The following is a 23,655-nucleotide window of genomic DNA, read 5'->3' on the forward strand; positions in this document are numbered from 1 at the left end:
GGCAAATCCCCACACCAGCGAGGGGAAGTGAAACGCCGCTTGCATGGTCATGACTTTATCTCCCCTTTGGGCACGCGGTACATCTTGGGCGAGGTGCCGAGTGCCTGCTTGTAGCGATAGGTGGTCTCCTTAACCAGCCGTTTGGCGATGGGACTGTCCGGGTCATCCAGATTGCCGAACACCAGCGCCTTGGTGGGGCAGGACTCCACGCAGGCCGGCTCCTTGCCCGCCGCCAGGTTGGTCTTGCGGCAAAAGTCGCACTTGTCGGCAACCTTGGTCACAGGGTTGATAAAGCGCACCTGATAGGGGCAGGCGGCCAGACAGTACATGCAGCCGACGCAGAGATCCGGGTTGACGTCGACGATGCCATCCTCCTTGCGGATATGGGAGGCACCGGTCGGGCAGACGTGCACGCAGGGGGCGTTGTCGCAGTGCTGGCAGGACTTGCGAAAGAAGTGGTACTCGGCATCGGGAAATTCACCGATGGGGCCGGAGCGGATGATCTCGAGGCGCGAGACCCCCTCTGGCACCTGATTCACCTCCCGGCAGGCATCCATGCAGGCGGTACAGCCGATGCAGGCCGTCTCGTCGTGGATCATGCCAAAGCGGACCCCGTCGATGGTCTGGCTGTGGGCGAGGGTGGTGGCACGAGCAGCCCCCGTCATCATGATGAGGGCCCCCGCGCTCATCCCCGCCATGAATTGACGGCGAGAACAGCTCATTGTGCCTCCTTGCCCGAGGTGGTGTTCGCCTTGGCCGCCTTGACGGCCTCATGCTGCTTGCTGTGGCAGTCGACGCAGAGCTTGATGCGGGACTTCTCCGGAATTGCCACCATGGGCTCCTTGGCCGGGTGCAGCTGGTGGCAGCTGGTGCAGGTGAGCTTGGTGGCGTGCACGTCGTGGGCCCAGAGCGCCTCGCGCAGCACTTTGGGCTCGTGACAGCTCATGCAGACCCCGTTCTGCTCGACGATGGGGTAGCTCTCGGTGCTCTGTTTGTTGTTGAAGCTGTCGCTAAAGCGCATCACGTCCTTGACCCCTTCCCGGTGCTGGGGGGAGGGTTGACCATGGCAGTTGGTGCAGGTGACCGGCGCTAGGTTGTTGGGGTTGGTCGCCTGGCCATGCTTGCCGTGCATGCCGTACTCCTGCTCCTTGTGGCAGTCGGTACAGGCCTTGTCGGCACTGCGCAGAAATTCCACTTCATGTGTAGTCGGTGCCGGGGCGGCTGCCGCATCGGCGGCCTGGCCCTGCAGGCTGGTCAGCAGCATGGCTGCCATCAGCATCAGTCGTAAGAAATCCATCGTTAAATCACCCATAGGAAGCCTCCATCCGGCGGCGGGCCCGACACTGCGGGCCCGCCTGCCTCGTCATTGTGCGAGCCGTCCGGCCGCTTTGGCCTCGGCATCCCAGGCGGGGACTGTGGTCTTGAGGAACTGGGCCTTGTCGCTGTTCATCTGCTGCATGTCCATGCCAAGCGCGGCCTGGGCCTTCTCCTTGCTGGAGATGTCAGGAATGGCGATCTCCTGGCTGATCCCCTTGGCGGCCAGCAGGCGAGCCAGCTTGGTGCGGGCATCGGCGGCCTTGTCCAGGGCGGTCCCCAGCATGCGCAGCGCCACTTCCGGGGCGTGCATCTGCACCCCGTGGGAGGCGATGGAGAAGTCCCAGCGCCACTGGGCGTGACGGATGTCCTGCAGAATGTCCTTCATCTCGGCCTCGGTGGCGCCGGCATCCCAGGCGGCCTTGGCTTCAAAGTGGGCGTGCACCAGCTGCTTCTCGACTCTGAGCTTGAGATCGTGAATGGCATCCTTGCGCTGCTTGACCACCCCTTGCAGCATCTCCTTGCTCTGGGTGTGGCAGTTGCGGCAGGTCTGGTCGAAGCGATCGAAGGGGTTGCCCACCTTGTGATCCGTGTAGACCTTGCCCTGTTCGTTCTGCACCTTGGGCATGTGGCAGTCGACGCAGGCGACGTTGTTCTGGCCGTGAATGCCGGCGCGCCAGGTCTCGTACTCGGGGTGCTGGGCTTTGAGCATGGGGGTCTTGGAGAGGGCGTGGGTCCAGTCGGCGAAGCCTATCTCGTCGTAATACTGCTCCATCTGCTCCACCGTGGTGCCCTTGTCCCAGGGGAATTTCACCGCCTTGGTGGGGCCGGTGAAGTAGTACTCCACGTGGCACTGGCCACACACCTGGGACTGCTGATCGAAGCGCCCCTGCTCCTTGAACGGCTTGCCGATGGCGGTCATGGCCCGGTCGGCATAGGGACGGGAGAGGTGCAGGGCGGGTTTGCCCTCCTTGAACTCTTTCGAGGCGGTGTCGTGGCAGTCGGCGCAGCCGATGGTGTTGACGATCTCGGGTCCGCCTTTTGCCCACATCCCCTTGAAGTAGCCATCCTCACCCTTCTCGTCGATGACGCGGGCCACGTCCGGGCCTTTGCAACTCCAGCAGGCCATGGGCAGCGGACCGTCTTCGGCGCTCTTGGGGGCGCCGGTGCGCAGGGTTTCCCGCACGTCGGTCAGCGCATAGAAGTGACCGCGCGGCTTGTTGTAATCCTTGGCGAAGGCGTAGCCGGCCCAGAGCACCACCATGTTGGGGTCCTCGGCCAGGGCATCGGTGCGCTCGCGGCTCTCGCCGGTCGCCTTCCAGCTGCTGAACTGATCGGCGTGATCCTTGGCGAACAGCTCGCTGCGCGCCTCTACCTTGCCCTTGATTTGCGCCTCATCGGCTGCCTGTGCCCAGCCGCTGGTGCCAAGGCAGGTGGTAAGCAGCAGGGCGGTGAGGCCCAGTCTGGTCTGTCTGTTGTGTGAACTCACGATCATCACTCCCAAATCGATCTCATTGCCAAGCCTGACCGTTCCATCCTGGAGCTGGGCATCAGCCCCCGCGCAAGGCAGGAGCAGGCAGGCCGATTAATTGTTATTAGTGAATAAAACCCATGTATTTATGCGATTGCTCGAGCTGGATATTACCAAATGGGTAAAACGAATGATGATTTATCGGGAGCGGGATTGCGCTAGATCAATTGGCGGAGCCGGCAACAAGCGGAAATGAGATCCCGGTTAAATTATGAGGAAACTCAACTTATTGCACCATTGTTAACGCCGCTACCTGGCGACAGTGGGCACAGTTGCCCGCCAGCCCATGTCCGGCAAGGAAATGTGCGTCAAATGGCGCGAGCTTTATTCATTTAGGGATAGAAAATTTATAATGAATATATATGCATTATTGAATTCAGGGGAGGGAGTCATGATGCTCCCCTGATTACCGGATTCAATCAGAGGACTGTCCATGGATACCATGGCTTATTCGAACGATGATCCAGTAAAAAGAGCCGGCGCTTGCCGGCTCTTTTTCTATCTGGTGTTTGCTTGTCGGCCTCTTTGCCGAGCGTTGCAAGGGGATCAAGCCAGAGCCTGGGCCAGCAGGTGGATGGGGTGTTCGCAGCGGAACGCCGTGCTCATCTCGATCTGCCATTTGCAGGTTTCGCAGTCGGTGATGACCAGGTCGGGCTTGAGCCGGTTTATCTGATCAAACAGCCCCTCGCCGATGGCCTGACTGGTCTGGTAGTTCTCCGACTTGAAGCCGTAGGTGCCGGCGATGCCGCAGCACTGGGAGTCCAGCACGGTCACCTTGACGCCGGGGATGGCGCGCAGCAGCTCCAGGGTATAGATGACGCCCCCCATCTTCTCCATGTGGCAGGGGGTGTGGTAGGCGATGTGCAGATTGAGCGGCTTCATCGCCGGCTTGTTGCCCTGGTAGAACTCGTTCCACAGGAAGCGGGTCACCAGCGAGATGCGATCGCGCACCTTGTGGTTGTCCTGCTCCAGCAGGTGGGGATATTCGTCGCGCAGGGTGAAGCCGCAGGTGGAGGAGGTGGCCAGTAGCGGCATCTCGTTGCCGAGCAGGGTGTTCTCCAGCTGCTGGATGTTGAAAGCCGCCTGCTGCTTGGCCTTGTCCATGAAGCCGTTGGCAATCAACGGCACGCCGCAGCACTTCTCCCGCTCCAGCAACTGGACGCCGATGTTCATGGCGTTGAGCACCTGCACCAGCTCCTTGCCGAGCTGCGGGTGGTTGTAGTTGACGTAGCAGCCGTGGAAGTAGGCGATTTGACGCGCAAAGCGGGCCTGAGTCGCTTTCTGCTTTTTGTACCAGCCGCGGAAGGTGCCCTGGGAGTATTTGGGCAGGTCGCGGTGGGAGGAGACCCCCAGCGCCTTGTCCAGCACCAGTTTCATCGGCTTGAGGCCGGTGGTGAAGTTGACCACCGGGGCCATCAGGGTGGACATGCTGCCCATCAGGTCGGTGTGGGAGAGCACGAACTCGCGGATCCCCGGCTTGAAGCCGCTGTACTGGTGCTTGGCCTTGGCGATGATGTCGCCGATGCGCACTCCGCTCGGGCAGGCCACCTCGCAGCGCTTGCAGTTGGTGCAGTACTTGAGGGCGCTGTCAAAGAGCTCCGGGCTCTTGATGCGCAGCCGCTCCCCATCCGGGCCTGCCTGCTTGGGGCCTGGGTAGGCCGGGTTGGCCTTGGCCACCGGGCAGTAGGCGGTACAGACGGTGCATTTGATGCACTGATCGAAGGTTTGGTTGGCATGATCCAGTAGCATGTCAGTTCTCCTCCCGTTGGGTGTGAAGGCACGGGATATGGGTCGAAATCATCATTGGGCTGAACTCAAAATATGACCGGCAGCCTGCCAGCCGGTGGCAACCGCGACACCTGAGCCTGACCCTTCTTTTATGGGGTCATAGTGCGCCAGCACGCTACCGGCGCCGTAGAGGTTGGTGAGTGGCTTGCCGCCACGCAGCACCCTGAGCTTGTCGTCGGTCTTGACCCCGAAGCCCATGAAGGGGTGGTGGTCAAACAGGCGGCGGCCGGCCCAGGCGTCGCGCTCCGGCAGGCTCAGCACATCGGCGTTGAAGATGGGCTCGCGAATACCGCGCAGGCGCGACTCCAGCCCGCGGCTGAAGAAGCTGCCGGAGGCGAGTACAAAGTTATCCGCTTCAAAGAGTTGATCGTCGCCATTCTGGCTGTGCACGCCGATGACCCGATCGCCGTCGTAGCGGGCGCCCAGCACCCGCTCGCTGGTGAGGAAGGTGCCGCCAAGGGCCATGAAGCGGCGCTTGAGGGCTTCCTGCATCCGCATGCCGATGAGTGACGGCGGCATGGTGGCCACCTCCTTGATGATGCAGCCGGTGCGCTGCTCCAGCTCCGTCAGGCGCGGGCCGACCAGCCCCAGTGACAGGCAGGCGGGCAGCACCAGGTGGCGGCATCGCGGCTCGCCGCTCTCTTGCACCATGCGGCTGATCTCGCGGGCCAGATCCGTCAGCAGGTCATGCTGGCCATTGCCCTGCTTGTCAAACAGGCGGGCGATGTCGGCGGAGCGAAACTCGTGGGGATTGCGGCTGAACTCGGCCAGCTGGGGCAGCCGAATTTCCCCGGTCAGGATGCGGCAGTGGGCGAAGCGCGCGTGGGTCGCAAGATTCGCCGCCGCGAGCTCGGGGTGAAAGTCGCGAAATCCCTCCAGGGTGGCCAGCAGGATGGCGTCGGGGGCCGGTGCATCGGTCACGCAGGCGCAGGTGTCGGGGGAGAGCCAGGTGGCTTTGAGGGTGCCGATGGGGGTCAGCCGCTGGTGGTTGCACTCCTGGCGAAACAGCGGCAAGCCCTGGGCGGCACAGTGACGTTGCAGATCATCGAGGCTGGCCGCGATATGGGTCAGCCCTACCTTGCTGTAGGGGTGCTCGGGGTTGGCGGCCATAAAGGCGGGCAGGGCGGCGCGGGGATCTCCCTCGCTCTCCAGTAGATCCACCGAGCCGGAGGAGAAGTGCAGGGCGCTCTGGCCGGAGGCCATCAGCAGGGTCTTCTGGCCGGCCTCGGCTAGGCGCAGGGCCGCGGAGAGGCCCGCCATGCCGCCGCCGATAACGATGCTGTCAAATTTCATGGCTGCGCTCCTTGGTGGGATTGGCGGTGCTGGCGTCCTGCGGGAGGGACGGCTCGGCCACCAGGTGGGGGGCCGTCCACTCGCCAAGGCCGAACAGCCCCTCGTAGATCCAGTAGGTAAATTCGGCTTCGCGCAGGGCATCGCCCCACAGCACGGGGCGGGTGCCCTTGTAGCGCTCCTCCAGGAACTGGCGCAGCATGACGCAGGCCTGGCGGCCGTCGGCCTTGCCGTACTCCTGCATCAGGCCGGCGGCGCGATAGGCGCACAGCTCCCCCTGACAGGGGCCCATGCCCAGACGAGTGCGGCGGCGCAGATCCACCAGGTTGTCCACGTCGAGCTCGCGCAGGGCGTATTCGATTTCACCCGCGGTCACCATCTCGCACTCGCAGATGAGGGCGTTGGCCTTGGGATTGTCGCGGAAAAAGGCGATGACCCGCTCGCCGTGACGGTACTGGGCCGAGCCTTCGGCCGGCACCGAGAGACCGGGGGCGGAGACCTTCTCCGGATCCCGCGAGCCGGGCAGGCTCAGTTCGGCGGTGCGGCAAGGTTTGCTGTTGCCAAGCTTCTTGGCCAGCAGATCGGTGGCCCATTCGGCCATCAGCCGGTAGGTCATCAGCTTGCCGCCGGTGATGGTGTTGAATCCCTGCAGGCCGTCCCGCTCGGCGTGATCCAGCAGCACTATGCCACGGCTGATGTTGCGGCCCGACTCGTCGCCATCCACCGCCACCAGCGGGCGCACCCCGGCATAGGCGCGCAGCAGACGGGTGCGGGCCATGATGGGGGCCAGTTTTATCCCTTCGCGCAGCAGCACCTCCACCTCTTCGGGCTCGACGGTGAGCTGGTCAATCTTGTGGTAATCGATGCGGCTCGAGGTGGTGCCGATGAGGGAGATGGTATCGCCCGGCACCAGGATGTCCGCATCTGCCGGTTTGCGGCAGCGGTTGAGCACCAGCTGGTTGATACGGTAATCCATGATGAGCAGGGAGCCCTTGGCCGGGAACATGCGGATGCCGAGATCGGCGTACTCGCAGATCTGCTGGCCCCAGATACCGGCGGCGTTGATCACCTCCTGGCACTCCACCTCGAACGCTTCACCGGTGCGGGTGTTGATGGCCTTGACCCCGTGCACTCTGTCTTGGGTGCGCAAGAGCCCAAGCACCTTGCTGTGGGTGAAGATGCGGGCGCCGTGCTCCTTGGCATCCAGCACGTTGGCGGCGGCCAGGCGGAAGGGGTCCACCGTGCCGTCCGGCACCTGGATGGCACCGATCAGCGCCGGGTTGACGTTGGGTTCGAGGCGCAGCGCATCGGCGGGATCCAGCTGGCGGGCGTCGATGCCTGCCAGGGCGCAAGCGTCCATGAAGGTATTTTGAAAATGGATGTCATCTTCCGGCAGGGTAATGAAGAGGCCGCCGGTGTCCTCGACGCAGTGGCTGGCGATCCGCTTGAGGATGCGGTTTTCCTGAATGCACTCGCGGGCGGACTCCTGATCCGTCACCGCGTAGCGGGCGCCGGAGTGAAGCAGGCCATGGTTGCGGCCGGTGGTGCCGGCGGCGATGTCGTCCCGCTCAAGCAGGATGCAGTCGATGCCGCGCAGTGCGCAATCGCGCATGATGCCGGCTCCGGTGGCGCCACCCCCTATGATGACGACTTGTGTGGTTATTCTTTTCATTCTTGCCCGTCTCATCTCTTCCAGATGGTGCCAGTGTGGCCTGTCTCTGGGCAGAAATGTTTGATATGGGCCAAGTTAATGTTCGCAAACGCTCATTGAAAGGGGTGTTAATGAGCAAATCGTGATTGTTGTCACACTCTCATAACAGCAGAGGGGGCCACCGGGGCCCCCTCTGTCGACACGGCGCTCAGCCGCAGCACTTCTTGAACTTCTTGCCGCTGCCACAGGGACAGGGGTCGTTGCGCCCCACCCGCAGCGGTGCCGGATCCTGTTCGCCATCGGTATAGACCCAGCGCCCCTGATGGCGCACGAAACGGGATCGCTCATGGAGGCAGTGGCGTTCTTCACCCTCCATGAACCAGGCCTTGAACTCCACCATGCCAAGGGTGTCAGCGGGGCCGCCCTGGCTGGTGATGATCTCGAGCCCGTCCCATTGGGTGTCGGTCCGGGAGAGCTGCTCCGCGGTCAGCCCGTTCAGATAGTCAGGGTGCCAGCTGTGTACCAGATACTCCCCCAGTCCCAGCACGAAGGCGCTGTAGCGCGAGCGCATCAGCTGCTCCGGGGTTTGGGGGGCGGCGCCCCGATGCAGTGATCCACAGCACAAATCGAGAGAAAGAGTTGAACCGCAAGGGCATTTGTTCATGTGACTGGCCATCTGAGTCGATAGAGATAGAGGGCGGGGATTGTAGCGAAAGCGGGTCCCCGTCGACCAGCATCCTATACTGGTCTGGTAGGAACGGAACACTCATAAAAACAGCTGCAAGGATGTAAAAGATGACGCTAAAGCAGAAAATCCTGTTGTTGGGAGCCGTCCCCGTGCTCCTGATGGCCCTGGTGGTCAATCTCAGCAACTACATGATTGCAAAGAGTGATCTGGAAGCCGATCTGGTGGTGGCGCGGGAGAATGCGATCAAGGATCGCAAAGAACTGCTCAGCAGCTATCTGATGCTGGCCAAGACGGCCATCGATGCCGTCTACAGCCAGCCGGACACTCCGGCGGTGCGCAAGCAGGTGATCGAGATGCTGCGTCCACTGCGCTACAGCAGCGACGGCTACTTCTTCGTCTACGACTTTCAGGGCACGGCGATACTCTTGCCGCCCCGTCCCGAGATGGAGGGCAAGAACCGCTGGCAGGACAAGGATGCCAAGGGCAAGCTGCTGATCCAGGAGATCGTCAAGGCGGCGCGCCAGGGGGATGGTTTCTCCGAATACTGGACAGCCAAGCCCTCCATCGGTCGGGACGCCCCCAAACTCTCCTTCAACCTGGTACTCGACAAGTACCAGTGGATCATCGGCACCGGTTTTTATATCGACGACATCGACAACGAGCTGGCGGCGCTGCGCACCGTACGCGAGAGCAACATGCGTGACTCGCTGCAGAGCAGCGTGCTGCTCATCCTGGTCATTCTGGGGGTGACCCTGGCCGCCACCGTGGTGATCGGCAACCGGGTCACCCGGCCGCTGGCGGACGCGGTATCGGCCCTCAACGACATCGCTGACGGGGAGGGGGATCTGACCCAGCGCCTCAAGGTGCAGAGCCATGACGAGATCGGTCAGCTGGCCACCGCCTTCAACCGTTTCGTGGCACGGATCCAGTCGGTGGTGAGCCAGGTGGGGGAGACCAGCAACCACCTGTTCAGCGCGGTGGAGAAGCTGCACCACCTGAGCGAGCACTATGACCATCAGATGCACGGCCACAGCCGGGAGACGGATCAGGTGGTCACCGCGGTGACCGAGATGAGCTCCACCGCCCAGGAAGTGGCGGCCAGCGCCTCCAACGCCGCCACCGCTACCAGCGATGCAGCGCGCGAATCCGATGCCGCCCGCGGCGTGGTGGGCACCGCCATCAACAGCATCAACCGGCTGGTGGGCGAGGTGCACACCGCCTCCGGCGTCATCGAGCAGCTGGCGCAGGAGACCGCCAAGATAGGATCCGTGGTGGAGGTCATTCGCGGCATTGCCGAGCAGACCAACCTGCTGGCGCTCAACGCCGCCATCGAGGCGGCCCGGGCCGGCGAGCAGGGGCGCGGCTTTGCAGTGGTAGCGGATGAAGTCCGTTCGCTGGCCGGCCGCACTCAGCAGAGCACCAAGGAGATCAACGAGATGCTGCAGCGTCTGCAGGGCGGGGTGAAACAGGCGGTTGACGTGATGCAGGCCAGCGAGGATCGCAGCCAGGAGACGGTACAGGAGGCGAGCCACATCGCCACCTCCCTCGACAGCATGGTGATGGCGGTCAGCACCATCAACGACATGAACATCCAGATCGCCACCGCCGCCGAGGAGCAGCATGCTGTCTCCGAGGAGATCAACAAGAACCTGGTGGCCATTCAGCAGATCGTCAGCGAGCTGACTGACGCGGCGGTCGAATCCAACAGCACCACCCGCGATCTCGCCAGCACCGGTGACAAGCTGCGCAAGCTGGTCTCCCAGTTCCGCTACTGATGGGGTGACAAGAGGGGATATCCCTCACAAGATGCGGCCTGGCCCCCGGTTCAGGCCGCACTTTATTTGGGGATTGATCAATAATGTGTGAAAATTGTCGCCCTCTGTGTCAGCTGTTGCCCCTTACCCTATGAATGAGATCGTGAAAGGCAGTATCGATTTGATCCGTCAGCTCAACTATGGCCTGGTCTACGCCAGCCTGGAGGAGCACAAGGAGCTGTCCCGTACCGATCTCTCCCGCCTGACTGGTCTCTCGCCTGCCAGCATCACCAAGATCACCCGCGAGCTGCTCGACGGCGGTCTGGTGGTCACCTGCGGCGAGAGCTCGGTGGGGCGCGGTCGCCGCCAGACCCTGCTGCGCATCAACGAGCGCCGCTTCCAGTTTCTCTCCATGCGCCTGGGTCGCGGTTATGTGGACATGGCATTGTTCGACCTGGCAGGCCGCTCCCTCGCCCGCCATCGTCACGTGTTCAGCGAAGGGGAGCGCGCCGACCTGCTGGCCAGCCTGGTGAGGGCCATCGAGGGCTTCTTGCCTAAAAAAGCGCTGCGTCTGGCCTGCATCGCCCTCTGTTTGCCGGGGCAGGTGGAGCGCCACTCCGGCATGGTCAAGCACTTCCCCTTCTACGATCTGCGCAACTGGCCGCTCGGCCCGACCCTGCAGGAGGCCTTCGCAGTGCCGGTGCTGGTGAGCGGCGACGTGCGCACCTGGATCCAGGCCGAGCGTGAGTGGGGAGCCGCCAAGAACTGCGCCGATGCGGTGCTGGTGTTCGTACACAACGACATCGGGGTCGGCATGGTGGTCAACGGCCAGCTCATTGAGAGCGAGAACGCGCTGCTCGGCGATCTCAGCCATCTGCAGCTCGAACCCTACGGTCAGCGCTGCTACTGCGGCGGCTTCGGCTGTGCCTGCACCCTGGTGACCAATCAGGCGCTCGAAGCCCAGTATCGGGATCTGCGCGAGCGGATGCAGGAGCACGATCTGCCCGAGAGCGTCACCATTCGCGAGCTGTGCGAGCTGGCGCTGGCGGGCAACAGCCTCTGTCAGGACATTCTCCATCAGGCGGCTGGGCGGCTCTCCCGGGTGCTCTCCAACCTCATCTGCTTGCTCAATCCGGGCAAGTTGCTGCTGGGGGGGGAGATCACCCGCGCCGATCGGCTGCTGTTCCCCATGCTGCACCAGTCGCTGGCCAGCCAACTGCCGGCCGAGTACCTGGTACGGTTGCAGATCGAGTCCACCCACTTCTACGAAGATCCCACCAAACCCACCTCGGTGCAGGTGCACAAGGCCCTGCGCGACGGCAGCCTGCTGCTCGACTTGTTGCGAGGCGACAAGGAGGCATGAGGCTGGGGTTGCAAGGACGCATCCTGCTCATGCTCTGTCTGGTCAGTCTGCTGCAGCTGGTGCTGCTGAGCGGGGCCAGTTACTACTATGTGTCCGAGCAGCGCTACCGCGAAGTAGGGGATCAGGCCCTCGACGTGGCGCGACTGGTGGCGCGAGAGTCCGGTGTCATCGCCGGGGTGAAACGGGCCGACACCGCCCGCCTCAACGTGCTGGTGGAGCGGATCCGCGCCGAGGTGGGGGCGAGCTACATCGTCGTCGGCGATAAGGAGGCGCGCCGACTGGTGCACCCCAATGCGGATCGCATCGGCCAGCCCATGATGGGGGATGACCCGCAACGGGCCTTGCAGGGGGAGTCCTACATCTCCCGTGCTCAAGGATCCCTCGGGGTCTCGGTGCGTGGCAAGAGCCCCATCCGCGATGAGCTCGGTCAGATCATCGGGGTGGTCTCGGTCGGTTATCTGGTGCGGGACATCGAGGCCGATCTGCAGGGTTTTCTGCATTTCGGTCTCGCCATGACCTTGCTCATCGTGCTGCTCAACAGCCTGGCTGCCACCTGGCTGGCACGCCGTTACAAACGGGCGCTGCTCGGCTTCGAGCCCGAGCAGATGGGGCGTCTCTACACCGAACTCGACTGCACCCTGCGCACCGTGCGTGAGGGGATCCTCACCATCGACGAGCAGGGGCGGCTCACCTCCCTCAACCCCAATGGCATCCGCTTGCTGCGTCTGGACGAGGCCGCCGCCCGGGCCGCCATCGGCCAGCCGGTTACCCGGCTGCTGCCGGAGAGCCGCATGCTCTCCCTCATTCAGGATCCGCGCCCCCAGTTTGACGAGGAGATAGTGCTCAACGGCCAGTCCCTCATCGTCAACCGGTTGCCGCTGGTGCGCGAGGGCAAGCTGATCGGCGCGGTGTCGAGCTTTCGGCGCAAGGACGAGCTGGCCGAGCTCAGTGCCCAGCTCTCCCAGGTGCAGGCCTACAGCGATCTGCTGCGGGTGCAGACCCACGAGCACCACAACCAGCTCGGCACCATCGCCGGGCTCATCGAGTTGGGTGCCACCGGCGAGGCGCTCGCCTTCATCGGGCGGGAGGCGGCCACCGAGCAGAGCCTGCTCAACTTCCTGATGACCGCCATCGCCAAACCCAAGGTGGCCGGCCTGCTGCTCGGCAAGTACCACAGGGCCCACGAGCTGGGGCTGGTGCTGGAGGTGGACCCGGATTCTCGCCTGCACGACATTCCCCTTCGCGTCAGCGGCTCCCAGCTGGTGACGGTACTGGGCAACCTCATCGACAATGCCTTCGAGGCGACCCGCCGCCACGGCGCCCCCTACCAGCCGGTGCGGGTGGCCCTGAGCGATCTCGGCCAGGATCTCATTCTGGAGGTGGAAGACGGGGCCGGTGGCATCGATCCTGCGCTGGCAGATCGGCTGTTTGAGCGGGGGGTGAGCAGCAAGGCGGAGCCGGATCACGGCATCGGCCTCTCTCTGGTGCGCAAGACCCTGGATGCCCTGCAGGGGCAGATCACCATCGAAGCCACGGCGCAGGGAAGTTGCGTTGTCTGTTACATTCCCAAGGAGGTGTGAGTGATCAAGATCCTGATCGTCGAGGACGATCCGGCTATCGCCGAGATCCACCGCCGCTTCGTGCAGCGGCTGGCAGGTTTCGAAGTATTGGGAGTGGCGCTCACCCTGTTTGATGCCAGGGAGCAGATCGCCATCCTCAAGCCCGATCTGGTGCTGCTGGATGTCTGGCTGCCCGATGGCGAGGGGTTTGCCCTGTTGCGCGAGCTGCGCCAGGCCGGGGCCAGTCTGGACGTCATCCTGCTCACCGCGGCGCGGGAGGCCGCAGCCCTGCAGGAGGCGATGCGGCTCGGGGTGGTGGATTTCATTTTGAAGCCCGTGGTATTCGAGCGGCTGCGCGACACCCTCGACAAATATTGCCAGAGTCGCGCCGCCCTGGCGGCCCTGGCGGACATCGATCAGCAGGCGGTGGACGCCCTGTTTGGCACGCCGTTGCAGCAGGTGGCGGCGGGTGGCCTGCCCAAGGGGATCGACGGCCTCACCCTGCAGCGGGTGCTGGCTGCCTTGACCCAGCAAGGAGCCAGCGCCGAGGAGATCGGCGGCCGGGTCGGGGTGAGCCGCACCACGGCGCGCCGCTATCTGGAGTTTCTGGTGGGCCAGCAACTGGCGAGTCCGGAGCTGGAGTACGGCACCGTTGGCCGGCCGGAGCGGCGTTATCGCCAGCCCTGACTGGCGTAACTCCCCATCCACTTTTGCCAATAAAAAGAGCGCCTGTCGGCGCTCTTTTGCTGTGTGGGATCCGCCAACTCAGCTTGGCTCGGATTGCAGTGTGGCGGCCGGTGCGCGGCGCGCCTGCCACCACTGCCACAGCGGCAACAGCAGCATGGTCAGGGTGATCACCGTGAAGGCCAGGGTGATGGGGCGCTCCCACAGGAAGCTCAGGGAGCCGTCGTTGATCACCAGGGCCCGGCGCAGGTTGTCCTCCAGCATGCCCCCCAGGATAAAGCCGAGCAGCATGGGGGCCATGGGGAAGGTGAGCAGGCGCAGGCCGATGGCGATCAGTGCCACCAGGGTCATCACGTGGATGTCCATGGTGTTGAAGGAGACCAGATAGACCCCGGTCAGGGAGAACAGCAGCACCATGGGGATCAGCACGGGGCGCGGCACCGCCAGTACCTTGGCCAGATAGGGGATGAGGGGGAGGTTCAGGATCAACAGCACCACGTTGCCCAGGTACATGGAGATGATCACCGACCAGAAGACGTCCGGATGCTCCATGAAGAGGCGCGGGCCCGGCTGGATGCCGTAGGCCACCAGGGCGCCCAGGATGAGGGCCGTGGTGCCGGATCCCGGGATCCCCAGGGTCAGCAGGGGCACGAAGGAGCCGGTGGAGGCGGCATTGTTGGCCGCTTCCGGCGCGGCCAGACCGCGCAGGCTGCCCTGGCCGAATTGCTCCTGGCGCTGCTTGCCGGCGATGTTGCGCTCGGCGCCGTAGGCCATGAAGGCGGCGATGGTGGCGCCGGCCCCCGGCAGCACGCCGATGAGAAAGCCCAGCACCGAGGAGCGGGCGATGGGGGGCGCTATCTCCCTGACCTCTTCCTTGCTCAGCTTGAGGCTGCCGAGCTGCTGCATCTGCCTGGCTTCTTCCTCGCTGTTGTCCTTGCCGGGGCGCAGCACCGCCATCAGGATCTCCGCCAGAGCAAAGGTGGCCATGGCCAGCAGCAGGAAGGAGAAGCCGTCGCGCAGGTCCGGCAGACCGAAGGTGAACCTGTCCACCCCGACGCTGCGGTCGATGCCGATGGTGGAGATCATGATGCCGAACAGCGCCATGATCAGCGCCTTGAGCACCTGCCCCTTGCCGGCAAAGGCCGCCACGGCGGAGAGCCCCAGCACCATGAGGGCGAAGTAGTCCGCCGACTGGAAGGAGAGGGAGACCTTGGCCAGCAGCGGCGCCGCCACCATCAGCATGATGGCGGAGAGGGTACCGCCGGTGAAGGAGGCGTAGGCGGCGATGGCCAGCGCCTTGCCCGCCTGTCCCTTGCAGGCCAGTGGATAGCCGTCGAAGGCGGTGACCACGGTGGCGGAGCAGCCGGGGGCGTTGATCAGGATGGAGGAGGTGGAGCCCCCGAAGATGGCGCCGTAATAGACGCCGGCCATCAGGATGATGCCGGAGGAGGGATCCAGGCCATAGGTGATGGGGATCATCAGGGCGATGGCGGTGACGGGGCCAAGGCCCGGCAGCATGCCGATAAAGGTGCCGATGAAGCAGCCAAGCACCACCATCATCAGGTTGACCGGCAGCAGTGCGGTGCCGAGTCCTTGCAAGATTCCGTCTAACATGGTGACTCCTTAGAAACCGAGCAGGGTGAACAGGCGACCCGGCTCCAGATAGACGTTGAGCCCCTTGGTGAGCAGGGCCCAGAAACCGATGGAGAAGGGGACGCTGATCATCAGGCCGTAGCGCAGGCTGGGCTCACCCAGTACCCGGATGCCCACGCTCAGGAAGGCGATGGTCGAGAGCACGAAGCCAAACCAGGTGAGCCCCAGTCCGTAAATGACCATGAGCCCGAGCAGGATAAAGACCCGGCGCCAATCCCCCTCTTCCCGGCGCAGGGGCTCACCCCCGGGAAAGAGCACCAGCAGCAGGGAGAGCAGCGCCCCGATCCCGGCCAGGGCATAGGGCAGGGTACTGGCGGTGAAGGGTTCGTATTCGTCGCCGGGGTAGCCCGGTATCTCGGTGGCGTAATAGCCATAGGCGAGGGAGAGCAGCAGAAACAGCAGGCCCCCCAGTCGCTCCTTGGTGATGTTCATCTCTTGACTCCAACATGAGCGGCGGGCCTGCGCCCGCCTGCGATGTGACAACGAGGGTTACTTGATGAAGCCGAGCTCGCGCATCAGGCCGCCGATCTGCTGTTCCTGGCCGTCGAGGAAGGCGGTGAACTCGGGACCGGACTTGTAGAGGTTGGTCCAGCTGTTGCGGCTGCGGACCACTTCCCACTCCGGCTTGTCGTACATCTGCTTGAGCAGGGCGGCAAACTCGGCGGACTTTTCCGGGCTGATGGTGGGGGAGGCGAAGTAACCGCGCCAGTTGGCGAAGACGGTGGGGTTGTTCTGCTCGCTGAAGGTGGGGATCTGCTCCGCCCCTGGCAGGCGCTTGTCGGAAGTGACCCCGAGGATCCGCATCTGGCCCGACTTGACCGCTTCCATCGCCTCGCCAAAGCCGGTGGAGATGGCCTGGGTCTCCCCGGCCAGCACGGCGGCCATGGCGCTGCCGCCGGCATCGTAGGCGACGTAGCGCAGCTTGCTGGCGTCGGCACCGGCGTTCTTGAAGGTCAGGGCGGCGACCAGGTGATCCAGGCTGCCACGGGCCGAGCCACCGGCGATCTTCACCTTGGCCGGGTTCTCCTCGTAGGCGGCCAGCAGCTGGGCCCAGTTCTGATAAGGGGAGTCCGCCTTGACCGCCAGCGCCTGGTAGTCGGCGATGATGGCGGCCACCGGGGTCAGATCACGGAAGGACTGGGGCAGCTCCTTGGAGAGGGATTTGACGATGATGGGGGTGGAGTTGACCATCAGAGTCTTGTCGGACTGGGCCGAGGTCTCGATGAGGTGGGCGATGGCCTTGGCGCCGCCACCGGCGGACATGTTCTGATAGGAGACGGTCTTGACCAGACCGGACTTGGCCAGCACTTCACCGGTGCCGCGGGCCGTGGTATCCCAGCCGCCGCCGGCGCCACCCGGGATCAGGAAGTGGACTTCGTTGATCTGGGCGTGGGCGCCGAAGCTCAGTGCGAGCAGGCTACCGATCAGGGTGCGCTTGAAGGTTCCTTGCAACATGGTGCTCTCCTTGTGATTGTTGCAGGAAGGTTAATTAATCATGTCTGGCTGGAAAACAATCTGACCGTAATGGCTATTAAGGCTGTTGTGGCCATTTTGTTCATTCTGGTCACGACAGGGAGTACTGCTCGCTCATGGCAGGCCGGAAGGGGGCAGGTTGCACTGCGCCTCCGGCTGAAAAGGCGCGAGGTTCCCCGTCAGAAGGGGAGCCTCGCGAAAGAGGGGGCTGACTTATCCCTGTGATGCGGGGGCGGCGGAGACCTGGTCGCCGCTGGCTCCCTGCTGCTTGAGGGCTTCGCTCGCCTGCTGCTTGCGCTGCATCTGCTCCACCACCAGCTTGTAGGCGATGTAGTACTTGTAGATGTTGCCCACGTAGGTCACGGTCTCGGGCCCTATCTTCTCCGCCGCCACGTACTCGACGTTGTGAAACCAGACGTTGGGATCCAGCCCCCGTTTCTTGGCCTCGGTGCGCAGCCGCGCCACCCGGGCGGGGCCGGCATTGTAGGAGGCGAACGAGAAGAGCGCCTTGTCGAGGGCGGTCATGGGCTCGTCCGCATAGTAGTGGTCGATCATCCAGCGCATGTATTTGACGCCGCCATGGATGTTGGGCTCGAGCTGGCGGATGTCGCCCACCTTCAGGCCCTTGCCGGTGGCGGGCATGATCTGCATGATGCCGATGGCGCCGACGTGGCTGCGCGCCTGATGGTTGAGGGCCGACTCCTGATAACCCTGGGCAGCCATCAGCAGCCAGTCCACCTCGTATTTCTCGCCATACGCGCGAAACAGATCCACCACCTGCAGAAACTTCTTGCGCTCGGCCTCGGCGGCGGCGCTCTTGACGAACTTGTTCTGCTTGAGATAACGGGCGAGGAGCTCGTCCCCGGTCGCCTTGCCGCGCAGCGCCTTGATCTGTTTGTTGAGCATGGCCAGCAGTTGCGGGCTCTCTTTGCGCACCGCCCAGGCGATGACACCCCCTTGCCGGAACACCGGCTGTTCATGGATCCGGATGGCGGGAAAGATTTTCCGCCAGAAGCGCGCCTTGTGCTCGTCCATGACGATGAAAGGGAGCAGGCCGGCGTTGACCATCTCCACCAGATCTTCGTCCTCCAGTGCCTCGGGGGCCGGCTGAATGTCGATGAGCGGCTCTCCCGCCGCCTTGAGTGCCTGGTTGTAGGCCATGAGGCTCTCGAAGTAGCTGGAGGAGGGGCGCACGTAGATGCGCTGACCGGCCAGGTCGGCGGCACTTTCCACCTTGGGGGAGAGGGGGCCGGAGATGAGCAGCTCCCGCACGTTGTCGAGCAGGGGGGCGGTGAATGCCACGCCCTGCTCCTTGCGCTTGTCCGTGATGGTGAGGTTGGCGGCGGCGATGTCACCCTTGCCCGCGATGAGGGCATCCAGCAGGGCTTCGCGCGCCACCGGGATGAAGATCAGGTGCAGCTTGAGATGGCGCTTGAGGTTCTTTTGCTTGCGCAACTGCTCGTTGAGCCGCTTCTCCAGCAACATGAAGGCGTCGTAGGTGACGCCCCGCTGTATCCCCTTGTCGATGAAGTAACCTGTCTTGTTGTAGGTGGTGAGCACCCGGATGGAGCGCCGTGCCAGCATGGCATCGAGATCGCCAAGCTGGGGCTGGGCCAGCTGGTCGCTGTTGAACGTCAGTGCGGCCGGTTCAGCGTCGGCCTGCGTTGGCGTTGCGGCCTGCAGCGGGCCGCACAGCAGTCCGCACAGGAGGAGGATCCATAACCGCGTCATGATACTGCCCTCGTCTGTTTCATTGAGTGTAAGCGGCATGGGGCGGGCGCTTTAGCTCATTGGGTTTGCTCGGCGGGGGGTGGATAGCACCATAGGCCCTATCCGATGAGAGGGCAGGCAGCGGGGAAGTGGGGAACAGAGCAGAGAATAAAAAGGGGAGCCTCAGTGGCTCCCCTTTGAGGGTACTTGGTCGGCGCTAGAACCAGAAGCCGATGATGAAGGAGCCTGCCAGGGTCAGCATGACGTTGGCCACCGCATAGGTGCCGGCATAGCCGAGCGCCGGGATGGAGCTGTTGGCCGCCTCGTTCACCACGTCCATGGCCGGGGCGCAGGTACGGGCCCCGGTGATGGCGCCGAGCAACAGGGCCGGGTTCATCTTCAGCACCCAGACGCCGAACAGGTAGCCCACCAGCACCGGCAAGGTAGTCACCAGCATGCCGGAGAAGAGCACCACCATCCCCACTTCGCTCAGGTGATCCAGGATGCCGCCCCCCGCCTTGAGGCCGGTGCTCACCATGAAGACGGCAAGGCCGAGATCCTTGGCCAGTCGCAGGGCGCCCGGCGGCACATAGCCGACCGTGGGGTGGTTGGCGCGCAGGTAGCCCATCAGGATCCCCGCCAGCAGCAGGCCGACGGCGTTGCCGAGGCCAAACTCCAGCTGGCCGAACACCAGGGAGACGGAGCCAATCAGCAGGCCCAGCACGAAGAAGGTGGTGAAGGCCACCAGATCCGTGGTCTGGCTGTGAATGCTGATGAAGCCGATCTTGTTGGCCAGCAGCTTGACCCGCTGCTTCTCGCCACTGATCTGCAGCACGTCGCCCTTTTGCAGCATGATGTTGCGATCGAACGGCATCTCGATCTGGGAGCGCACCACCCGGTTGAGGAAGCAGCCCTTCTCGGTGAGGTTGAGCTCCACCAGATGGCGACCCACCACGGCGTCGTTCTTCACCACGATCTCTTCGGTGACGATCTGCAGGTCAAGCAGGTTGCGGTCGAACACCTCCTTGCCGTTGCGGTAGTTGACGTCGAGCTTCTCGTGACTCTCTGGGTAGCCCACCAGGGCGATCTCGTCCCCTTCCTGAATGACGGCGTCACCATCCGGACTCGCCAGGATGCCGTTGCGGCGGATCCGCTCCACGTAGCAGCCGGTGTGAGGATAGATACCGGTCTCGCGCAGGGTGCGACCACCGATCCAGGCCGCCAGTTCGGGGCCGACCCGGTAGGCGCGGATGATGGGCAGGTAGGTCTTGCGGCTCTCGTTGTCGGAGAGACCGCGCTCGCGGGCGATCTTCTGCGCCTCGGTGTTGAGGTCGAGCCGTGCCAGCGAGGGGAGGTAGCGCACCACCATCATCAGGCCCACCAGTCCCACCAGATAAGTCAGGGCATAGCCGATGCCCATGTTGTCGAGCACCGACTGCATGTCGGTTTGATGGGGGAGATTGAGCAGGCCGCTGCGCAGGGCATCCTGAGCCCCCACCAGCGCCGGGGTCGAGGTGAGCGAACCGGCCAGGATGCCGGCGGCCATGCCCGGCCCCAGGTTGAAGAACTTGGCCAGTCCCACGGTAAGGAAGAGGGCGGTCAGCAGGATCACCAGGGTCAGGGTGATGTAGTGGATGCCGTCGCGCAGGAAGACGCTGAAGAAGTGCGGCCCCGCTTCGATCCCCACGCAGAAGATGAACAGCATGAAGCCGACGTTCTCCGTGGTGGTGCTGAATTCGAAGCCCATCTGGCCGAACAGCAGGGCGGTAAACAGCACGCCTATGGTGTTGCCGATCTGGAAGTTGCCGAACCTGACTTTACCGAGCAGCAGGCCGAAGGCCAGTACCACGAACAGCAGCAGGGAGTCGCTTTGATGTAGCAGTGTCACGAAATCTATGGTCATGCCCGGAAAAACCGAGGAAAAAAGTGGGGCCGACATTGTGCCGGATCCCTCACCAATAAAGAAGCGTCAAAGGCGCATTAATCGGTACTAACCCGCCACCGCCATGGGGGTCATGAGGGAAACTGCGGGGCACCTGCGGCAATGACCTCTATTTCCCTCTGTCAGCCCCGTTGTCAATTAGTGATTCCTGCTATCTGTGATCCTCGTCTTTGGGGGCCGCTTGAAATTTTACGCTCTGCTGTTTGGTCGGCTGATTTGGCTCTCTGGCAGCATTTTTGACTGATGGGAATGGGATGAGTCTGGCGGTTGGTCGCGGCCCGCCCGTGCAGGGTGACCCATCCGTGGCGGGATGGCGAAAAGATATCTGTAAAAAGCATCTGATGGGGGCACTGGCGACCCATTCGGGGGGCGCGGCAAAAACAGCAGAAAATGAGGTTGGCGAGTCAAACGTGCCGGCCTTGCCGGCAATGGCCTGCCAGCCTAGGCCGTCATTGGCTTTGGCCTACTTACCCACAGAAACTGTGGATAACCCTGTTCATGAAACTTGGTGATCAGGCTGTAGCCCGCGCCAATACTGGGCTGCAAGGGCTGTTCAAAAAATACCAGATAAAGATTGTTTCTATAAAAATCAAATAGTTACGCGCAGCAGAACAAAACGCTGTCGAGGCGGATGGGGGAGAAAAAGGGAGAGGTCACCGCAGGGTGCGGCTTGTGCATTAAAATTGGTAGAGGAAAGCACTAAAGTGGATAACTTGCACCGAGATGGTGAGGAATTGGCTCCCCCGACTGGACTTGAACCAGTGACATACGGATTAACAGTCCGCCGTTCTACCGACTGAACTACGGGGGAACATCAGGCAAGGAGGAGCATCATACAGAGGTCGCATTTCGAGGTCAATAGCCGCTTCTGCTGCCAGAGTGGATACCCAGGCCACCCCATCTCGGAGTACACTTCTGCTCTTGCGTATTTTTTGCCGGGAGTCGTCATGAGCAAGTTATTCAAGCTGGCCAGCCAGTTTCAACCCGCCGGGGATCAGCCGAGGGCCATCGCCCAGCTGCTCGACGGCATCGAGTCTGGCCTCGCCCATCAGACCCTGCTCGGGGTGACCGGCTCGGGCAAGACCTTCACCATGGCCAACGTCATCGCGACCCTCAATCGTCCCACCATGATCCTGGCTCCCAACAAGACCCTGGCGGCCCAGCTCTATGGCGAGATGAAGGAGTTCTTCCCCGACAACGCGGTGGAGTATTTCGTCTCTTATTACGACTACTACCAGCCCGAGGCCTATGTGCCGACCACCGACACCTTCATCGAGAAGGATGCCTCCATCAACGATCACATCGAGCAGATGCGGCTGTCGGCCACCAAGGCGCTGCTGGAGCGGCGCGACGTGGTGATCGTCGCCTCGGTGTCGGCCATCTACGGCCTGGGGGATCCGCAGGCCTACCTCAGCATGATGCTGCACCTCAAAGTGGGGGACGTCATCAACCAGCGGGACATATTGCGCCGCCTCGCCGAGCTGCAGTACACCCGCAACGACATGGCCTTCCAGCGCGGCACCTTCCGGGTGCGGGGGGAGGTGATGGACATCTACCCCGCCGAGTCGGACAAGCTGGCCCTGCGGGTGGAGCTGTTTGACGAAGAGGTGGAGCGGCTCTCCCTGTTCGATCCGCTGACCGGTGCCATCGAGCAGACGGTGGTGCGCTACACCATCTACCCCAAGACCCACTACGCCACCCCGCGCGAGACCATCCTGGGGGCCATCGAGCACATCAAGGAGGAGCTCAAGGGGCGGCGCGAGCAGTTGTTGTCCCTCAACAAGCTGGTGGAAGAGCAGCGCATCAGCCAGCGCACCCAGTTCGACATGGAGATGATGCAGGAGCTGGGTTACTGCTCCGGCATCGAGAACTACAGCCGCTACCTCTCCGGCCGCGCGCCGGGGGAACCGCCGCCCACCCTGTTCGACTACCTGCCGGGGGATGGCCTGCTCATCATCGACGAATCCCACGTCACCGTGCCGCAGATCGGCGCCATGTTCAAAGGGGACAGATCCCGCAAGGAGACCCTGGTGGAGTACGGCTTCCGGCTGCCGTCGGCGCTGGACAACCGGCCGCTCAAGTTCGACGAGTTCGAGGCGCTGATGCCGCAGACGGTGTTCGTCTCGGCGACCCCGGGCCCCTACGAGCTGGACAAATCCGGCGGCGATGTGGTGCAGCAGGTGGTGCGCCCCACCGGTCTGCTTGACCCCGAGGTGGAAGTGCGGCCGGTCAGCACCCAGGTGGACGATCTGCTCTCCGAGATCCGCAAGCGGGTGGCGGTGGAGGAGCGGGTGCTGGTCACCACCCTCACCAAGCGGATGGCGGAGGACTTGACCGAATACCTGGCGGATCACGAGGTGCGGGTGCGCTATCTGCACTCCGACATCGATACCGTGGAGCGGGTGGAGATCATCCGCGACCTGCGCCTTGGCAAATTCGACGTGCTGGTGGGCATCAACCTGCTGCGCGAAGGCCTCGACATGCCGGAGGTCTCCCTGGTGGCCATCCTGGATGCTGATAAAGAGGGCTTCCTGCGCTCCACCCGTTCGCTTATCCAGACCATAGGTCGGGCGGCGCGCAACCTCAACGGCAAGGTGATCCTCTACGGGGATACTATCACCAACTCCATGAAGGTCGCCATTGAAGAGACCGAGCGGCGCCGCGCCCTGCAGCACGCCCATAACCTGGAGCACGGCATCACGCCGAAGGGGCTCAACAAGTCCGTCGGCGATGTGATGGACATGGGGGGCAGCCGCACCGCGGGCAAGGCCGGCAAGGGGAGCCGCAAGGCCGCCGAGCCGCAAGGGGAGTACCACGCCCGCTCCGCCAGCGAGATCGCCAAGGAGATCAAACGAATGGAGGAGCAGATGTTCCAGCATGCGCGAGATCTGGAGTTCGAGCAGGCGGCGGCGCTGCGGGATCAGATCCAGCGGCTGCGCGGCGAGCTGATCGAGTCATGAGCGCCCGACGCTGGCTCATCTGGCGGCGCTTGCGTCGCCTCTATCAGGGCTTTCGCCATCCTGCCACCCCCTGGTGGGCCAGGGGGTTGGTGATCCTGGTGCTGCTCTACGGCATCAGCCCGGTGGATCTGGTGCCCGACCTGGTGCCGCTGGTCGGCTGGCTCGATGATGCCACCCTGCTGTTGCTCCTCCTGTGGGGCTGGGAGCGCTGTCTGCCGGCGCCGGTGCGCAAGGATCTGGAGAGCGCCTCCTGAGCGGTCAGGGCACGACAGGTTTGCGATATCGGGGGGAGGCT

The 23,655-nt window shown here is 63.4% G+C and carries 18 protein-coding genes and 1 tRNA gene; 6 read left to right on the forward strand and 13 right to left on the reverse strand.

Going from position 1 to position 23,655, the window contains the following annotated elements; genetic code table 11:
• Window positions 1-47 precede the first annotated feature (47 nt).
• From nrfC to AB5Y94_RS05055, 7 genes are all read right to left on the reverse strand, one after another.
• Window positions 48-722, reverse strand: a complete 675-nt coding sequence (gene nrfC / locus AB5Y94_RS05025) for a cytochrome c nitrite reductase Fe-S protein (protein WP_054545001.1) — start codon at window positions 720-722, stop codon at window positions 48-50.
• Window positions 719-1,312, reverse strand: a complete 594-nt coding sequence (gene nrfB, locus AB5Y94_RS05030) for a cytochrome c nitrite reductase pentaheme subunit (RefSeq protein WP_368205122.1) — start codon at window positions 1,310-1,312, stop codon at window positions 719-721. Before nrfB ends, nrfC begins: the two co-directional genes overlap by 4 nt.
• Before the next feature lie 51 nt (window positions 1,313-1,363).
• Entirely contained in the window at window positions 1,364-2,809 is a 1,446-nt protein-coding gene (gene nrfA / locus AB5Y94_RS05035) for an ammonia-forming nitrite reductase cytochrome c552 subunit (protein WP_368205123.1), read from the reverse strand.
• 582 nt (window positions 2,810-3,391) lie between these two features.
• Complete coding sequence (glpC, locus tag AB5Y94_RS05040; protein ID WP_216972952.1) at window positions 3,392-4,594, reverse strand: anaerobic glycerol-3-phosphate dehydrogenase subunit GlpC; 1,203 nt, start codon at window positions 4,592-4,594, stop codon at window positions 3,392-3,394.
• A gap of 51 nt (window positions 4,595-4,645) precedes the next feature.
• The gene (gene glpB, locus AB5Y94_RS05045; protein WP_368205124.1) at window positions 4,646-5,926 is read right to left on the reverse strand and encodes a glycerol-3-phosphate dehydrogenase subunit GlpB; all 1,281 of its coding nucleotides are present in this window, start codon (window positions 5,924-5,926) and stop codon (window positions 4,646-4,648) included.
• A complete protein-coding gene (glpA, locus tag AB5Y94_RS05050) occupies window positions 5,916-7,595 on the reverse strand; it encodes an anaerobic glycerol-3-phosphate dehydrogenase subunit A (protein WP_368205125.1) in 1,680 nt (559 codons plus the stop codon). Before glpA ends, glpB begins: the two co-directional genes overlap by 11 nt.
• A gap of 187 nt (window positions 7,596-7,782) precedes the next feature.
• On the reverse strand, window positions 7,783-8,250 hold the full coding sequence (locus tag AB5Y94_RS05055) for a YchJ family protein (RefSeq protein ID WP_338153589.1): 468 nt from the start codon (window positions 8,248-8,250) through the stop codon (window positions 7,783-7,785).
• Between the two features lie 119 nt (window positions 8,251-8,369).
• Between AB5Y94_RS05055 and AB5Y94_RS05060 the strand changes: the two genes are divergently transcribed.
• The 4 genes from AB5Y94_RS05060 (at window position 8,370) to AB5Y94_RS05075 (ending at window position 13,625) form a co-directional block, all read left to right on the forward strand.
• Window positions 8,370-10,037 carry a methyl-accepting chemotaxis protein gene (locus AB5Y94_RS05060; RefSeq protein WP_017785459.1) on the forward strand — a complete coding sequence of 556 codons (1,668 nt, stop codon included), beginning with the start codon at window positions 8,370-8,372 and terminating at the stop codon, window positions 10,035-10,037.
• Between the two features lie 130 nt (window positions 10,038-10,167).
• Window positions 10,168-11,379: an ROK family transcriptional regulator gene (locus tag AB5Y94_RS05065; RefSeq protein ID WP_005300317.1), complete on the forward strand. Its 1,212-nt coding sequence runs from the start codon at window positions 10,168-10,170 to the stop codon at window positions 11,377-11,379.
• Window positions 11,376-12,959, forward strand: coding sequence for an ATP-binding protein (locus AB5Y94_RS05070; RefSeq protein ID WP_368205126.1), 1,584 nt, complete (start codon window positions 11,376-11,378; stop codon window positions 12,957-12,959). The genes AB5Y94_RS05065 and AB5Y94_RS05070 overlap by 4 nt, the downstream gene beginning before the upstream one ends.
• Window positions 12,960-13,625 carry a response regulator gene (locus tag AB5Y94_RS05075; protein WP_042049372.1) on the forward strand — a complete coding sequence of 222 codons (666 nt, stop codon included), beginning with the start codon at window positions 12,960-12,962 and terminating at the stop codon, window positions 13,623-13,625.
• Window positions 13,626-13,703: 78 nt separating this feature from the next.
• On the opposite strand, the gene AB5Y94_RS05080 is transcribed toward AB5Y94_RS05075, so the two are convergent.
• The 6 genes from AB5Y94_RS05080 to AB5Y94_RS05105 form a co-directional block, all read right to left on the reverse strand.
• Window positions 13,704-15,236 (reverse strand): tripartite tricarboxylate transporter permease, encoded by a 1,533-nt coding sequence (locus AB5Y94_RS05080; RefSeq protein ID WP_017765438.1) that lies wholly within the window; start codon window positions 15,234-15,236, stop codon window positions 13,704-13,706.
• Window positions 15,237-15,245: 9 nt separating this feature from the next.
• The gene (locus AB5Y94_RS05085) at window positions 15,246-15,707 is read right to left on the reverse strand and encodes a tripartite tricarboxylate transporter TctB family protein (protein WP_005300329.1); all 462 of its coding nucleotides are present in this window, start codon (window positions 15,705-15,707) and stop codon (window positions 15,246-15,248) included.
• A gap of 57 nt (window positions 15,708-15,764) precedes the next feature.
• A complete protein-coding gene (locus AB5Y94_RS05090; protein WP_005300332.1) occupies window positions 15,765-16,730 on the reverse strand; it encodes a tripartite tricarboxylate transporter substrate binding protein in 966 nt (321 codons plus the stop codon).
• A gap of 231 nt (window positions 16,731-16,961) precedes the next feature.
• Window positions 16,962-18,479 (reverse strand): transporter substrate-binding domain-containing protein, encoded by a 1,518-nt coding sequence (locus tag AB5Y94_RS05095; protein WP_368205127.1) that lies wholly within the window; start codon window positions 18,477-18,479, stop codon window positions 16,962-16,964.
• A gap of 196 nt (window positions 18,480-18,675) precedes the next feature.
• Window positions 18,676-20,361 (reverse strand): aspartate:alanine antiporter, encoded by a 1,686-nt coding sequence (locus AB5Y94_RS05100; protein WP_368205128.1) that lies wholly within the window; start codon window positions 20,359-20,361, stop codon window positions 18,676-18,678.
• A 774-nt stretch (window positions 20,362-21,135) separates the two neighbouring features.
• A tRNA-Asn gene (locus AB5Y94_RS05105) sits at window positions 21,136-21,211 on the reverse strand.
• A 136-nt stretch (window positions 21,212-21,347) separates the two neighbouring features.
• Between AB5Y94_RS05105 and uvrB the strand changes: the two genes are divergently transcribed.
• Window positions 21,348-23,360, forward strand: a complete 2,013-nt coding sequence (gene uvrB, locus AB5Y94_RS05110; protein ID WP_010634128.1) for an excinuclease ABC subunit UvrB — start codon at window positions 21,348-21,350, stop codon at window positions 23,358-23,360.
• Window positions 23,357-23,614, forward strand: coding sequence for a YkvA family protein (locus AB5Y94_RS05115; protein WP_005300343.1), 258 nt, complete (start codon window positions 23,357-23,359; stop codon window positions 23,612-23,614). The genes uvrB and AB5Y94_RS05115 overlap by 4 nt, the downstream gene beginning before the upstream one ends.
• The last annotated feature ends 41 nt before the right edge of the window (window positions 23,615-23,655 follow it).

The sequence above is a fragment of the Aeromonas sp. s5 genome (genome assembly GCF_040907865.1).
Classification (GTDB): Bacteria; Pseudomonadota; Gammaproteobacteria; order Enterobacterales; family Aeromonadaceae; genus Aeromonas; species Aeromonas dhakensis.